Genomic DNA, 14486 nt, shown 5'->3' with positions numbered 1-14486 from the left:
CCGCGATCCCGGCAGCCCCTGATCCGGACACCCACCCAACGCACGGAGGACCATCGATGAGCAGTGCCACGTCCGTCGCGCCGAAGAAGCGTCGGAGGCTGACGCGCGGCAGGCTCACCTGGCTGCTGCTGCTCGGCTTCGCCGTCCTGCTCTCCGTCGGCGTCGTCGCGTGGCTCTTCAGCGAGCTGCGCTTCGCCGCCCTCACCATGGCCATCCCAGCCCTCGTCCCGCTCGGCCTCGTGCTCGCCGCAGTCTGGTGGCTCGACAGATGGGAGCCGGAGCCCCGCATCCTGCTTGCCTTCGGGCTGTTCTGGGGAGCAGGCGCATCCGTCGTCGGCACCCTCGTGACGGGCGGGATGATGCTCGACGTCGCGCGGTCCTACCTGTCGACCGAAGGTGACGTCAGCAAGTTCTCCGTGCTGATCCAGGCGCCCGTCTCGGAGGAGGCCATCAAGGCCGTCGGGCTGTTTCTGATCCTGGTGTTCGCGAGGCGACACTTCGACAGCCCGCTCGACGGGTTCAGCTACGCCGCCGTCATCGGGGCCGGCTTCGCCTTCACCGAGAACATCATCTACTTCTCGCAGGCAGCCGACTCCGCCGCGGGTTTCGCGTCCACGTTCATCGTGCGTGGCATCCTCTCGCCGTTCGCGCACGCCCTCTTCACGGGCATCACCGGCATGGCGATCGGCTGGGGAGCCCGGCGCGGCGGATGGATGCGCCCCGTCCTCATGGGGCTCGGCGGCCTGGTCATCGCGATTCTCGCGCACGCCTTCTGGAACGGAGGCAGCCTTCTCATCCTGCCGCTCCTCGGCGTCGACCCCACCAACCAGTTCGGATGGCTCATCTTCTACCTCGTCGTCCAGCTGCCCATCTTCCTGCTGCTCGCCTGGCTTCTCGTGAAGCTGCACGACCGCGACCGTCTCATCATCGTCGACCGGCTCGGCGAGTACGCAGACGCCGGTTGGTTCACGACCTCAGAGGTCGCCATGATCGGTGACTGGAGCGCACGGGAGCAGGCCTTCGCGTGGGCCAAGTCGGTGAGCCCCGAAGCTGACCGCGCGATGCGTGGCTTCGTGCAGGACTCGTCCCGCTTGGCCTTCGCCCGCGAGCACGCGCGTGTCAACAAGCGCGATCCGAACCGACGCGTCGTGGAGAAGCGGATGCTCGACCGCGTCAAGGAGCACCGCTCGCAGCTTGCCGCGTTCGGCGTCGCCGGCACCAGGTCGGCCGCGTCGTGACCGCGCCTCAGCCACAGCAGGGTGCCTGGGCGGCAGCCGGCGCGCAGCGTCAGCTCGACCCGCAGTTCGCGGTCCCGCAGCCCCCGACCAGGGGCGAGCTCGCGATGCGCATCACCACGATCGTCGTGATGAGCCTCGCGGCGCTCATCATCGCCGTCGTCCTCTTCCTCGCCTACCTCGGCAGCAGCGACGTGGTGCTCCTCGGCAGCGTCCTGGCCGCCCTCATCCCGCTCTTCGTCGTTTGGATGGTCGTCTGGCTCATCGACCGCTGGGAGCCGGAGCCGCGCATCCTGCTCATCGGGGCGGTGTTCTGGGGCGGCGGCATCGCGGTCGGCGGTGCGCTGCTCACCGGCCTGCTGCGCGAAGCGCTCCTGCCCGGCGCGCTCCCGGCCTGGTGGGGGCCATCCGTCGAGGCTCCCGTCGGCGAGGAGATCTGGAAGGGCCTCGGCCTCATCGTCATCTATGCGGTGGCTCGGCGCCACTTCAACGGCCCGACCGACGGCCTTGTCTACGGTGCGCTGCTCGGCGCCGGGTTCGCCTTCACCGAGAACATCCTCTACTTCTCCTCGATGTGGCAGGAGGCAGGCGTCGGCGGGTTCGTCGCCCAGTACTTCATCCGCGGTATAGCCCTTCCGCTTCTGCACCCGATGTGCGTCTCCCTGACGGGGATCGGCATGGGCATCGGCGCACGCCGCGGTGGCTGGGGATCCGCGCTCGGCGGCTTCGCGCTCGGCCTGATTCCCGTCATGGGACTGCACGCGCTCTGGAACGTGGGCTCCGGCCTCGTGCAGCAGTCCGCGGGCATCCTCGGCCTCATCCTGTTCTTCGCCGTCGTGATGGTGCCCATCTTCATCGCCTGGATCGTCACGATCTTCCTGCTTCGGAGAAGAGACGCGCGCATCATCGTCGACCGACTCTCCGAGTACGCGGCCGTCGGCTGGTACTCGCCCGCGGAGATCAGAATGCTCTCGACCATGCGGGGCAGGTCGAGCGCACGCGCCTGGGCGCGACGCTCAGGGAAGCGCGCTGACAAGGCCATGCGTGACTTCATCACGGAGTCCACGCGTCTTGCCAGTGTGCGTCACCAGGTCGTCCTCGACCCCAATCGGACCAGCAAGCTGCTGGACGAGCGGCTCTTGCTGCGCCGTCTCGGCGAGCTTCGCGGCGAGCTCATCATGGCGCAGGCGCAGCCGCACGGCGCGTCATCCGGGACTCGTCCAGGCTCCGGCGCTTGGATGTAGGACATGACAAACACTGATCGCACCAAGCCAGAAGTCGACTTCCCAGGTGGAGAGGCACCAGCAGAGCTGGTCATCGAAGACATCATCGTGGGCGACGGGGCAGTCGCGGAGCCGTCCTCGACGGTCGACGTGCACTACCTCGGCGTCGAATTCGAGTCGGGGGAGGAGTTCGACTCCTCGTGGAACCGTGGCGAGTCGGTCAACTTCCCGCTCAAGGCGCTCGTGCGCGGCTGGCAGGAAGGCATTCCCGGCATGCAGGTCGGTGGACGGCGCAAGCTCGTGCTCCCACCCCACCTCGCCTACGGCGCGGCAGGCGGAGGACACCCGCTGTCCGGCAAGACGCTCGTCTTCATCATCGACCTGCTGGGTGTGAGCTGAGCCTTCGAACCTGATATGCTCTTTCGGTTGCCGTGAAACGGCCGCGGATCAAGAGAGCTCGCACACTGTGTGCTGAGCGCCGCGCAACGAAAGAGAAGGGGGTCTGTCAATGGCACTAAGCGCTGAGGGCAAGAAGGCCATCATCGAAGAGTACGCAACGCACCCGGGTGATACTGGCTCCCCTGAAGTTCAGGTTGCCATCCTCTCCACGCGAATCAAGGAGCTCACCGAGCACCTCAAGGAGCACAAGCACGACCACCACTCGCGTCGTGGTCTCCTGCTGCTTGTGGGTCAGCGTCGTCGTCTGCTCGGCTACCTCGCCGACGTCGACATCGCGCGTTACCGTTCGCTCATCGGACGACTCGGCCTCCGCCGCTAAGCACTTGCTGCGAAGAGCCCCTGCCATCGGCAGGGGCTCTTTTCGCGTTCGACGGGCTGACCGCGTGCGAGAAGTCGAACCGTCTCGGCGGTGGCCGCTCGCCGAGGCGCGACTAGGCTGTCGTCATGGCAGCCTCTCGCACCCCAGCTCAGCACCAGGCAGGTTCAAAGGGCCAGGCAAAGGCCGCATCCGACGGCGATGGAGCCCTCGTCGATGGAAGCAAGGCTGCCGATGGCTCGAACGGTCGCTCCCGCAGATCCGCCCAAGGAACTCAGACCGCGTACCGCCTGAACCGGGCAGGTATCCCGGACACGACTCCCGAGATCGACGAGCTCGCAGAGCTCCGAGACGAGGACCCGCTCGGCGAGGCCTGGCGGCACGGTTACCCGTACGACACGAAGCTCCCGCGCAAGGAGTATGAGAAGCAGAAGCGCGCACTGCAGATCGAGCTGCTGAAGCTCCAGACCTGGGTCAAGGAGACCGGCCAGAAGGTCGTCATCATCTTCGAGGGGCGTGACGCGGCAGGCAAGGGCGGGGCGATCAAGCGCTTCATGGAGCACCTGAACCCCCGCGGTGCACGCACCGTCGCGCTCGAGAAGCCCACGGAGAAGGAGCAATCGCAGTGGTACTTCCAGCGCTACGTCGAGCACCTGCCGTCCGGTGGCGAGATCGTGCTCCTCGACCGCTCCTGGTACAACCGTGCTGGCGTCGAGCGCGTCATGGGCTACTGCACGCCGACGGAGTACCTCGAGTTCACCCGGTCGGCTCCTGAGTTCGAGCGGATGCTCGTGAACTCCGGCACCACGATCATCAAGTTCTGGTTCTCCGTCGGTCGGGCCGAGCAGCTCGCTCGCTTCGCCGCCCGGCGGGACGACCCGGTGCGCCAGTGGAAGCTGAGCCCGACCGACCTCGCCTCGTTGGACAAGTGGGACGAGTACAGCGAGGCCAAGGAGGCGATGTTCTTCTACACGGACACCGCGGAGTCGCCGTGGACGGTCGTCAAGTCCAACGACAAGAAGCGGGCGAGGCTCGAGGCCATGCGCTACGTCCTCTCGCAGTTCGACTACCCGTCGAAGGACGAGGGCGTCGCGCACGCGGCCGACAAGAAGATCGTCGGATCCCCGAGCAAGCTCTACGACGAGGGGGAGAAGCCGACCGGTGAGTTCCCGCTCGTGACGGAGCTGCCTCGAGCGTCGCGCAAGAAATAGGGCCAGGTCTGCAGTGTTGCGCGGCTCGTCGGCAATCGCCGCACGGGTTCCAGCTGCTCGGCGCCTCCGCTGGTAGAGTTGATGTCGCAAACACTCAAGATACGCGGGGCGGCGAGTAGCTGGTCCTCGGTGGTGGGTTCCTGTCGTGGCTTCGCGTCGAAGCGCGAACAAGACAGAGGTCTTCTACTGACGATCAGCCCGGGATGACCCGGTCGCGCTTTCCCTTCGCGTGCACACGCAAAAGGAGGAGACCTCTTGGAAGGTCCCGAAATCAAGTTCTCTGAAGTCGTTCTCGACAACGGCAAGCACGGCCAGCGCAAGATCCGCTTCGAAGCAGGGCGCCTCGCCCAGCAGGCGCAGGGCTCCGCCGTCGCCTACCTCGACGACGAGACCATGCTGCTCTCGGCCACGAGCATCTCGAAGAACCCGAAGGAGAACTTCGACTTCTTCCCGCTCACGATCGACGTCGAGGAGCGCAGCTACGCCGCCGGAAAGATCCCCGGATCGTTCTTCCGCCGTGAGGGTCGCCCATCGACCGAGGCCATCCTGGTCTGCCGCCTGATCGACCGCCCCCTGCGCCCGTCCTTCGTCAAGGGCCTGCGCAACGAGGTCCAGGTCGTCGTCACCGTGCTCTCCATCGCACCGGGCGAGTTCTACGACGCCCTCGCCATCAACGCCGCGTCGCTCTCGTCGCAGCTGAGCGGCGTGCCGTTCTCCGGCCCGATCGCCGGTGTGCGTCTCGCGCTCATCGACGGCCAGTGGGTCGCGTTCCCGAAGTTCGAGCAGCTCGCTGACGCGGTCTTCGACCTCACCGTCGCCGGTCGCCTCGTCACCAAGGCTGACGGCACCGAAGACATCGCCATCATGATGGTCGAGGCCGAGGCCACCGAGCACGCGTGGGGCCTCATCCAGGCCGGCGCGCAGAAGCCGGACGAAGCGGTCGTCGCACAGGGCCTCGAGGCGGCGAAGCCGTTCCTCACGCAGCTCGTGAAGGCACAGCAGGAGCTCGCAGACCAGGCCGCGAAGCCCGTCGTCGAGTACCCCGTCTTCCTCCCGTACACGCAGGAGGCGCTCGACGCCGTCACCGCGCTCTCGCACGACGGCCTCGTCGACGTGTACCAGATCGCCGGCAAGGTCGAGCGACAGGACGCGGACGACGCCCTCAAGGCGAGCGTCAAAGAGCAGATCGCCGCGAAGATCGAAAGCGGAGAGCTCGACGCCTCCGTCGCCGGTCAGGTGTCCGCCGCGTACAAGACCGTCACGAAGGACGTCGTCCGCGGACGCATCCTCCGTGAGGGCAAGCGCATGGACGGGCGCGGCGTCGCCGACATCCGCCAGCTCGACGCAGAGGTCGACGTCGTGCCTCGCGTGCACGGCTCGGCTATCTTCCAGCGCGGCGAGACGCAGATCCTCGGCGTCACCACGCTGAACATGCTCAAGCTCGAGCAGCAGATCGACTCGCTCTCGCCGATCACGTCGAAGCGCTACCTGCACCACTACAACTTCCCGCCGTACTCGACGGGTGAGACCGGACGCGTCGGCTCGCCGAAGCGTCGCGAGATCGGGCACGGCTTCCTCGCCGAGCGCGCTATCGTGCCGGTGCTCCCCAGCCGCGAGGAGTTCCCCTACGCGATCCGCCAGGTCTCGGAGGCGCTCAGCTCGAACGGCTCGACGTCGATGGGCTCGGTCTGCGCCTCCACGCTGTCGCTCCTCAACGCCGGCGTGCCGCTGCGCGCGCCCGTTGCCGGCATCGCCATGGGCCTCGTCTCCGACGAGGTCGACGGAGAGACGCGCTACGCCGCCCTCACCGACATCCTCGGCGCTGAAGACGCACTCGGCGACATGGACTTCAAGGTCGCCGGCACGGCCGAGTTCGTGACGGCCATCCAGCTCGACACGAAGCTCGACGGCATCCCGACGTCGGTCCTCGACGGCGCGCTGACCCAGGCTCGGGATGCTCGCATCCAGATCCTCGACAAGGCGATCAACGCAGTCATCGACACGCCGGATGAGCTGGCAGCCACGGCTCCGCGCATCATCTCGGTCCGCGTGCCGATCGACAAGATCGGCGAGGTGATCGGGCCAAAGGGCAAGGTCATCAACCAGATCCAGGACGACACCGGCGCCGACATCTCGATCGAGGACGACGGCACCGTGTACATCGGCGCTGTCGATGGTCCGTCCGCCGAAGCCGCTCGGGCAGCGGTGAACGCGATCGCGAACCCGACCAACCCCGAGGTCGGCGAGCAGTACCTGGGCACGGTCGTCAAGATCGCGTCGTTCGGTGCCTTCGTCTCGCTCCTCCCGGGCAAGGACGGCCTCCTGCACATCTCCGAGGTGCGCAAGCTCGCCGGTGGCAAGCGCGTCGAGAACGTCGAGGACGTGCTCGGAGTCGGCCAGAAGATCCTCGTCGAGATCACCAAGGTCGACGACCGTGGAAAGCTGTCGCTCGCCCCAGTGGTCGAGGAAGCAGCAGCTGAAGAGGGCGTCGCCCTCGAGGCAGGCGCCGAGTAACTCCGGCCCCGTATCGCCGAGACGGCCCCGCGCATCCCTGCGCGGGGCCGTCTTGCTGTCCTGCGGCTGCGCTTCCGCCTCGCTGCTGGGAGTTCCCACGTCGCTGACGCTCGCACCGCTCGGACGCTCTAGGCTTGACTGGTTATGCGCGATGCCATTGAACTGCCACTTGACCTTCCCGAGATCGAAGCACGTGTGTCGAACGGCGGCCTCTTCCGCCGATCCGTCCTCCCCAGCGGCGTGCGCCTCCTGACCGAAGAGGTCGTCGGGGCCGCCAGCTCCAGCATTGGGCTGTGGGTGCCGGTCGGCTCGCGCGACGAGCAGCCTCACGAGTACGGATCCACACACTTCCTGGAGCACCTGCTCTTCAAGGGGACGCCCTCGCGTACCGCCTTCGAGGTCTCGGCCGCGTTCGAGAGGGTGGGCGGCGAAGTCAACGCGCAGACGGCGAAGGAGCACACGCTCTACCACGCCAAGGTTCGTGATGCGGACCTGCCAATGGCCGTCGACGTGCTCAGCGACATGATCACCTCGAGCGTGATCGACGCGGCGGAATTCGAGATCGAGCGCGGTGTCATCATCGAAGAACTGGCGATGGCCGACGACGACCCGAACGACGTCGTCTGGGAGCGCTTCTACGAGACGCTGCTCGGCACGCATCCGCTCGCGCGACCTATCGGCGGGACCCCGGCCTCGATCAGGGCGGCCGAACGCGACGCCGTCTGGAGCTCCTACCGCCAGCACTACCGTCCCGAGGAACTCGTCGTGACGATCGCGGGCGCGGTCAAGCACGACGAGGTCCGTGCGCAGCTCGAGAGGAACCTGAAGGCCGGAGGGTGGGACCTCGACGTGCCGTCCGCCCCCGTGGCCCGTCGGGAGACGGCCCTGCAGCCCGGGTCCGCAGTGCCCACCGGCCCGCTGTCCGCCATCGACCGCCCGCTCGAGCAGCTGGCGCTCGTCATCGGCGGGCAAGGCATCACCCAGCTCGACCCGCGTCGGGAGGCGTTCGGCCTCATGCACCGGATCTTCGGCGGGGGCATGTCGTCGCGCCTGTTCCAGGAGATCAGGGAGAAGCGCGGGCTCGCGTACTCGGTGTACTCCTTCGGCGGAAGTCACTCAGACCTCGGCGTCACGGGCATGTACGCCGGATGCGCGCCAGACAACGTGCTCGAGACCGTCCGAGTGCTGCGCCAGGAAGCCGAGAAGCTCGTGCAGGACGGTGTGACGGCCACGGAGCTGGCGGATGCGAAGAGCGCGAGCGCTGGCGGCTCCGCGCTGGCGATCGAGGACGCGGACACTCGCATGTCGCGCCTCGGCCGCGCGGAGATTCACACGGGCCGGTTCTACGACCTCGAGGCGGCACTCTCGAGAGTCGAGGCCGTGACACTCGATGAGGTGCAGTCGGTCGCCGCCGACATGTTCAGCGGCGAGCTCGTCGCATCCGCTGTCGGTAAACTGTCGTCCGAAGCAAGGACCGAACTGGAGCGCCGCTGATGTCGCACTACCTCTACCTCGTCAGACACGGCGAGCAGGAGAACGCAGAGCACGGTATCAACGACGGCCCGCTCTCCGAGCGAGGCCGTGCGCAGGCCCACCTGATCGGCCGTCGTCTTGCCGCCGTCCCGCTCAGCGAGACCTACACCTCCCCGCTCGATCGTGCCGTGCAGACGAGCGCGATCATCGACCAGTACACGAGCGGCCCGGCGGCTCTCGAGTCGACGCTGCTGTTCGACTGCATCCCCACTGGACAGGACGGCGCACCCTCCATCTACGACGGCTTCTTCGGCGGCATCGGCGATGAGGTCATCGAGGCGGGTGTCGCGCAGATGAGTGACGCCTACGACACGTTCTTCAGCAAGAGCCGAGACGATCGGCACACGCTCCTCGTGACCCACAACTTCGTGATCGGCGAGTTCGTGCGTCGGGTCGTCGACGCTCCAGACTGGCGCTGGCTCGGGCTCAACTCGGTGAACACGGGGCTGACCGTCGTGCGTGTCCGCACGCGCAAGCCCGCGGAGCTGCTGCTGTTCAACGACCAGGCGCACCTGACTCCGGAACTTCGCACGGGCGTCAGCGCCTCGATCGCGGTCTGACCACTCGCGGCGTTCGGCGCCGCCGCGCAGCCAGACGCTCCCTCCACAGCGACCTGGACCGACGGCGGTTGCCCGTACCCTTGGAGACATGGAAACTCAGGTCGCCGTGCTCGGCGCATCCGGTCGCATGGGAAGCCTCGTGGAGCGCATCATCGACTCGACGGAGGGGCTTGCGCTCCACGCGAGGCTGACGAGTGCCACTCCGCTTGAGGAGATGCTCGGCGCCGACGTGCTCGTGGACGTGTCGCACCTCGACGCCTCGGAGATCGCGGTGCCGTTCGCGCTCGAGCACGGGCTCGATGTGGTCGTCGGCACGAGCGGGTGGGATGAGCAGCGCATCGCGAGCGTCGCGGCGGTCGTGCCGGCCGGACGAGCAGCCGTGTTCGTCCCCAACTTCTCGCTCGGCTCCGTGCTCGGCACGGCGCTGGCGAGCGTGGCCGGCCGGTTCTTCGACTCGATCGAGATCCTCGAGGCCCACCACGACAAGAAGGTGGACTCCCCGTCCGGGACGGCGGTCCGCACCGCGGAGCTCATCGCGGCAGCGCGAGAGCACCCGCTGAGCCCACCGAACGCCGACCAGGAGGCGCGAGGACAGCAGGTCGCAGGCGTGCCGATCCACAGCATGCGTCTGCGCGGTGTTGTCGCCGACCAGCAGGTCGTTCTCGGGGGAGCTGGGGAGGTGCTCACGATTCGACACGAGACGATCTCACAAGAGGCGTATGTGCAGGGCATCAGGCTTGCGATCGGGCACGCGCGGTCCTCACAGGGCACGACGGTCGGCCTTGACGATGTGCTCGGCCTCGGCGAACTGCTGGGCAGAGCGTGAAGCGCAACCTCGCTACCAAGCTGGGCGTCGCGGCTGTCACACTGCTCCTGCTGCTCTACGTCGTCTTCGTCGCCGGCATGGCGGTCTCCCTGTTCGCTGGCGATATCGTCGCGAAGATCATGGGCGCGGCGCTCATCGTCTTCCCGGTCCTCGCGGTCGTCTTCATCGCACGCGAGCTGCTGTTCGGGATGCAGACGGAGCGGCTGCTCCGGCGCCTCGCTGACGCAGGGGAGCTGCCGGAGGACGACCTGCCGAAGCGTCCGAGCGGCCGAGTCGTGCGCGAGGCCGCCGACGAGGACTTCCCGAAGTGGAAGGCCGAGGTCGAAGCCGCCCCCGACGACTGGCGTGCCTGGATGCGCCTCGGGCTGGCCTACTCGGCGTCCGGAGACCGGAAGCGAGCGAGGTCAGCGCTTCGGGAGGGTATCCGCCTGGAGAAGGTGCGCCCCGAGGTGGCGTGAACTGCGCTCAGGCTCAGGTCAGACACCGGCCCCCAGCTCCGGCTCGAACTCAGGAGACTTCAGCGCGAGCTCCACGGCTTGCGTGGCGGTGCGGTCCTTGAACGCGAATCCGGCGTCGAGGAGGCGCTTCGGACGGATCTGCTGGTCGGCGAGGAACAGCTCGCGGCCGGCTTTCTGCAGGGTGAGGTCGATGAGGGTCGACGGCGCCTTCAGCTTGTAGGGGCGACCGAGCTCGGTCGCCAGCTGCTGCTGGATCTCGTCGGCCGTCGCGGGGGTGGGACCGACCAGGTTGTAGGCGCCTTGCGCGTCGTCGGATTCGAGCAGGAACCTGAGGGCGCGCACCTCGTCGCGGAGGCTGACCCACGGCCAGTGCTGCGTGCCGTCACCCAGCTGGGAGAGGAGCCCGACGCTCGCCAGCGTCTTGAGGACCGTGAGGACTCCGCCGCGGCCCAGTACGAGCCCCGTGCGGGCGAGAACCACCCTGGTGCCCTCCGGCGCCGTCTGCGCCGCGCGCTCCCACCGGTCGACGACGCGGGGCAGGAACTCGTCGGTCTCTGGAAGCAGGGAGTCCTCGTCGAGGACCTGACCTGGCCGGTCGCCGTACGCGCCGGAAGCCGAGCCGTTGATGAGCAGGGTCGGCGGGTTCGCTGACGCGGCCATCGCAGCAGTGATCGTGAGCGTCGCATTCACGCGCGACCTGAGGATCTCCTTCTTCACGTTGTAGGTCCACGGGAGCTTGCTGAGCGGTGACCCCGAGAGATTCACCACCGCGTCCACCCCGTCGAGCACCCTCGCGTCGAGGGTGCGCTGCGCGGGGTTCCATCGGAACTCGGTGCTGTCCTTCGGCTCGCGCCTGACGAGCCGCGTGACACGGTGGCCGTGCGCGTGGAGTTCCTCGATCAGGCTGTGGCCGATCATGCCGGATGCCCCGGAGACGAGAACGTGCTTATGGGAGGTCGCCTGGCTGCTCATGACTCAGACGGTAGTCCCCTCAGTTGGGCGGGAGCGCAACGCACGGTGGGGCTCGGGTGATGTGGCGACGGAAACCGCCTAGGCTGTCCGGGTGCATCACGAGACTCGCGCCCCGAGCTGGGCCAAGCTGAACGGCCATCTTGGCGCCTAGCGCCCTGCCTCTTGGCGAGCCGGTCCCGCCGAGCGGCGAGCTCCCGGCTCAGGCTCTCATCGGCGCCGAAGCACGCGACTTCGGCGTGTACATCCACGTGCCCTTCTGCCGTGTCAGGTGCGGGTACTGCGACTTCAACACGTACACGGCCGAGGAGCTCGGCGGGGTATCTCGCTCGAGCTACGCGGGTGAGGTCGAGAAGGAGATGGTGATCGCGGAGCGCGTTCTCGCAGGATCGCCCCGCCAGGTCTCGACCGTCTTCTTCGGCGGTGGGACGCCGACCCTCCTGCCGGTCAGCGACCTCGCGGCGATGCTCGATGGCGTTCGGAGCCGCTGGGGCCTCGCCCCTGACGCCGAGGTGACGGTCGAGGCGAACCCGGATTCAGTCGGCGAACGTGAACTCGCGCAGTTGCGCGAGGCCGGTGTGACCCGCGTGAGCTTCGGGATGCAGTCGGCGGTCCCGCATGTGCTGGCCGTGCTCGAGCGCACGCACGACCCCGCCCGCATCCCGATCGTGGTGGCTGCCGCCAAGAGGGTTGGGCTCGAGCCGAGTCTCGATCTCATCTACGGCACGCCAGGGGAGTCGCTCGAGGACTGGCGCCGTTCGCTCGACATGGCCCTCGAGCAGGAGCCGCTGCACGTGAGCGCGTACGCCCTCATCATCGAGGACGGCACGAAGCTCGCCAGGCAGATTCGCCGCGGTGAGGTGCCCGCCGTCGACGACGACCTGCAAGCGGACATGTACGAGCTCGCGGAGGAGCGCTTGGCTTCGGCCGGCTTCGAGTGGTACGAGGTCAGCAACTGGTCGCTGCGGGGCGAGCATCCGTCGCGCCACAACCTGTCCTACTGGCGCGACGCCGACTGGTGGGGCTTCGGACCGGGAGCGCACAGCCATGTCGGCGGAGTGCGCTGGTGGAACGCGAAGCACCCGAGCGCGTACGCGTCGAGGCTCGCCGACGGCATCACCCCGGCCATGGGGCGGGAGGTGCTCGACGAGGACACGAAGCGGTTCGAGCGCATCATGCTCGGGTCACGACTCCGCGAAGGACTCGCGATCTCTGAGCTCGACGATTCCAGTGTGGTCGCCGAGCTCATCGCCGAGTCGCTCGTCGACGGCAGGGCGGCGCTGCAGGGGAGGCTCGTGCCCACGCTGCGGGGCCGCCTCATGGCGGATGCGATCGTCAGGCGCATCGCCGTCTGAGACGTGCCCTCGTCAGCTGACGAACCGGAAGGTCACCGGGTAGCGGTACGGTCGGCCTTGATTGGCCTGCACTGCGCCGAGGATCGCGTACACGACGACGGCGACCCAGAGCAGCGGGTACAGCAGTGGCACGAGCAGGGCCAACGGTCCGCCGAACAGGGACAGCAGCGAGATGACCCCGATGCCGACGTAGATGATCGCGACGGTGATGCCGAAGTTGAGGGCTTCACGGCCCTCGCTGTTGGCGAGTGGGCCGCGCCGCCTCGTCACGAGCCAGAGGATCAGTGGGCCGACAGCGGGCGCGACGATGTTGAGCAGGTGATCGAACGTCGCGACGAGGCGGTCCCCGTCCGCCGTCAGCGGCGGTTCCGAGCTCGTGGCACCGCTCGAGTGCGGCCCGGCCTGCTGCTGGCCGTACTGCGGCTGACTGTACTGGGGCTGCTGTCCGTATGGCGCCTGCTGCCCGTATGGGGGCTGCTGCCCGTACGGGCCGGGCTGGCTGTACGGCTGGTGCTGAGCAGGATCCTCATTCCCAGGCTGCGGGGTCGGTGCGTTGTGATCGGACATGGGATTCCTCTCGACGGTTTTCACCCAGGCTATTTCGGTTGCTCGGTGACGGCCTGGGCATTCTGCCCCTGCCGTCGACCGAACGCGGTAGGATTGGCAGTCTCTGACTGGGAGTGCCAGATGGGCGCCCCGTCGAGGGCCAGCGGTCGGAAGCGGAAGGGGCATCGTGGTTTCGGACAGAAGCATGCAGGTGCTCCGAGTCATCGTCACCGACTACGTGACGAGCCGTGAGCCCGTCGGCTCGAAGTCGATCGCCGACCGTCACGACTTCGGCGTCTCAGCCGCGACCATCCGCAACGACATGGCGCAGCTCGAGGACGCGGAGCTCATCGTCGCCCCGCACACGTCCTCCGGGCGCATCCCGACGGACAAGGGCTACCGGCTCTTCGTCGACCGGCTTGCCGAGTTCCGACCGCTCTCGGGTGCGCAGCGACGCGCGATCGAGACCTTCATCGAGGGCAGCGAGGACGTCGACGAGGTGCTCGGGCGTTCGGTGCGCCTGCTCGCCCAGCTGACGAACTCCGTGGCGATCGCGCAGTACCCGTCGCTCGCGAACGCGTCGATCCAGCACGTCGAGTTCGTGCTGCTCTCGAGCAGGCGGGTGCTCACCGTCCTCATCACCGACTCTGGCCGCGTCGAGCAGCGCATCGGGCATCTCGGGGCTGAGGTGAGTGTCGAGCAGCTTCACGTGCTCCGCGATCGCCTCGCTGGTCGTCTCGTCGGCCGGACCGTCGCGCACGCATCCACTGAGCTGAGGGACGTGAGCGGCATCATGGGGCAGCAGGACGCGGAGCTCTTCGCGCCCGTCGTGGCCAACCTGCTCGAGCTCGTGCTCGCGCACCGCCAGGAGCGCCTCGTCATGGCAGGGACCGCCAACCTCGCCCGAACGGAACGCGACTTCCCCTCGAGCATCCTCCCGGTGCTCGAGGCGATCGAGGAGCAGGTCGTGCTGCTGCGCCTGCTCGACGAGCTCCACTCCAGCACCGAGGCCTACTCGGTCAGCATCGGCCAGGAGAACGTCGACCTCGGCCTCGGCGAGACGGCCATCCTGACCAGCGGATATCGCAGCTCTGGCAGCGATGCGCGCCTCGGGGTGGTGGGACCGACGAGAATGGACTACCCGCGGAATATCCAGGCCGTGCGGGTCGTTGCGAGTTACCTGTCACGGGTGCTCGACGAAAGACACCTGGACGCCTGACCGACACCGACCGGCTCGCCGGCGGTTGCACCCGGTGCCTGACAACACAGGCACACATTCAC

Annotated in this window: 14 protein-coding genes; 12 read left to right on the top strand and 2 right to left on the bottom strand. The window is 67.7% G+C overall.

From position 1 onward, the window contains the following. Window positions 1-56 precede the first annotated feature (56 nt). The 10 genes from ABVF28_RS03630 to ABVF28_RS03585 all read left to right on the top strand — a co-directional run bounded on the left by ABVF28_RS03630 (window position 57) and on the right by ABVF28_RS03585 (window position 10335). Window positions 57-1238 (top strand): PrsW family intramembrane metalloprotease, encoded by a 1182-nt coding sequence (locus tag ABVF28_RS03630; protein WP_104312119.1) that lies wholly within the window; start codon window positions 57-59, stop codon window positions 1236-1238. Further along, window positions 1235-2479 (top strand): PrsW family intramembrane metalloprotease, encoded by a 1245-nt coding sequence (locus ABVF28_RS03625; protein WP_371029516.1) that lies wholly within the window; start codon window positions 1235-1237, stop codon window positions 2477-2479. Before ABVF28_RS03630 ends, ABVF28_RS03625 begins: the two co-directional genes overlap by 4 nt. A gap of 3 nt (window positions 2480-2482) precedes the next feature. Then, complete coding sequence (locus tag ABVF28_RS03620) at window positions 2483-2857, top strand: FKBP-type peptidyl-prolyl cis-trans isomerase (RefSeq protein ID WP_068480291.1); 375 nt, start codon at window positions 2483-2485, stop codon at window positions 2855-2857. Window positions 2858-2966: 109 nt separating this feature from the next. Next, window positions 2967-3236 carry a 30S ribosomal protein S15 gene (gene rpsO / locus ABVF28_RS03615; protein ID WP_104253448.1) on the top strand — a complete coding sequence of 90 codons (270 nt, stop codon included), beginning with the start codon at window positions 2967-2969 and terminating at the stop codon, window positions 3234-3236. 125 nt (window positions 3237-3361) lie between these two features. Then, window positions 3362-4444, top strand: coding sequence for a polyphosphate kinase 2 (ppk2, locus tag ABVF28_RS03610; RefSeq protein ID WP_371029515.1), 1083 nt, complete (start codon window positions 3362-3364; stop codon window positions 4442-4444). Window positions 4445-4699: 255 nt separating this feature from the next. Then, complete coding sequence (locus tag ABVF28_RS03605) at window positions 4700-6958, top strand: polyribonucleotide nucleotidyltransferase (RefSeq protein WP_104312116.1); 2259 nt, start codon at window positions 4700-4702, stop codon at window positions 6956-6958. A gap of 144 nt (window positions 6959-7102) precedes the next feature. Next, window positions 7103-8452 carry a M16 family metallopeptidase gene (locus ABVF28_RS03600; protein WP_371029514.1) on the top strand — a complete coding sequence of 450 codons (1350 nt, stop codon included), beginning with the start codon at window positions 7103-7105 and terminating at the stop codon, window positions 8450-8452. Next, window positions 8452-9051 carry a histidine phosphatase family protein gene (locus ABVF28_RS03595; RefSeq protein WP_179556565.1) on the top strand — a complete coding sequence of 200 codons (600 nt, stop codon included), beginning with the start codon at window positions 8452-8454 and terminating at the stop codon, window positions 9049-9051. Before ABVF28_RS03600 ends, ABVF28_RS03595 begins: the two co-directional genes overlap by 1 nt. An 88-nt stretch (window positions 9052-9139) precedes the next feature. Beyond that, a complete protein-coding gene (gene dapB, locus ABVF28_RS03590; RefSeq protein ID WP_371029513.1) occupies window positions 9140-9877 on the top strand; it encodes a 4-hydroxy-tetrahydrodipicolinate reductase in 738 nt (245 codons plus the stop codon). Continuing rightward, window positions 9874-10335: a hypothetical protein gene (locus ABVF28_RS03585; protein WP_371029512.1), complete on the top strand. Its 462-nt coding sequence runs from the start codon at window positions 9874-9876 to the stop codon at window positions 10333-10335. The genes dapB and ABVF28_RS03585 overlap by 4 nt, the downstream gene beginning before the upstream one ends. Window positions 10336-10353: 18 nt before the next feature. Here ABVF28_RS03585 and ABVF28_RS03580 read toward each other — a convergent pair whose 3' ends face one another. Then, the gene (locus ABVF28_RS03580) at window positions 10354-11307 is read right to left on the bottom strand and encodes a TIGR01777 family oxidoreductase (protein ID WP_371029511.1); all 954 of its coding nucleotides are present in this window, start codon (window positions 11305-11307) and stop codon (window positions 10354-10356) included. Between the two features lie 140 nt (window positions 11308-11447). Between ABVF28_RS03580 and hemW the strand changes: the two genes are divergently transcribed. Further along, complete coding sequence (hemW, locus tag ABVF28_RS03575; protein ID WP_371029510.1) at window positions 11448-12659, top strand: radical SAM family heme chaperone HemW; 1212 nt, start codon at window positions 11448-11450, stop codon at window positions 12657-12659. A gap of 12 nt (window positions 12660-12671) precedes the next feature. On the opposite strand, the gene ABVF28_RS03570 is transcribed toward hemW, so the two are convergent. Beyond that, on the bottom strand, window positions 12672-13226 hold the full coding sequence (locus tag ABVF28_RS03570) for a DUF4870 domain-containing protein (RefSeq protein ID WP_371029509.1): 555 nt from the start codon (window positions 13224-13226) through the stop codon (window positions 12672-12674). Window positions 13227-13392: 166 nt separating this feature from the next. Here ABVF28_RS03570 and hrcA point away from each other — a divergent pair, with 166 nt between their 5' ends. Then, window positions 13393-14424 (top strand): heat-inducible transcriptional repressor HrcA, encoded by a 1032-nt coding sequence (hrcA, locus tag ABVF28_RS03565; protein WP_371029508.1) that lies wholly within the window; start codon window positions 13393-13395, stop codon window positions 14422-14424. The last annotated feature ends 62 nt before the right edge of the window (window positions 14425-14486 follow it).

The organism is Pseudoclavibacter sp. JSM 162008 (assembly GCF_041366455.1).
In the GTDB taxonomy this organism is placed as follows: domain Bacteria; phylum Actinomycetota; class Actinomycetes; order Actinomycetales; family Microbacteriaceae; genus Pseudoclavibacter.
The sequence above is the reverse complement of the archived record's forward strand: the minus strand, read 5'-3'. Positions and strand labels throughout refer to the sequence as shown.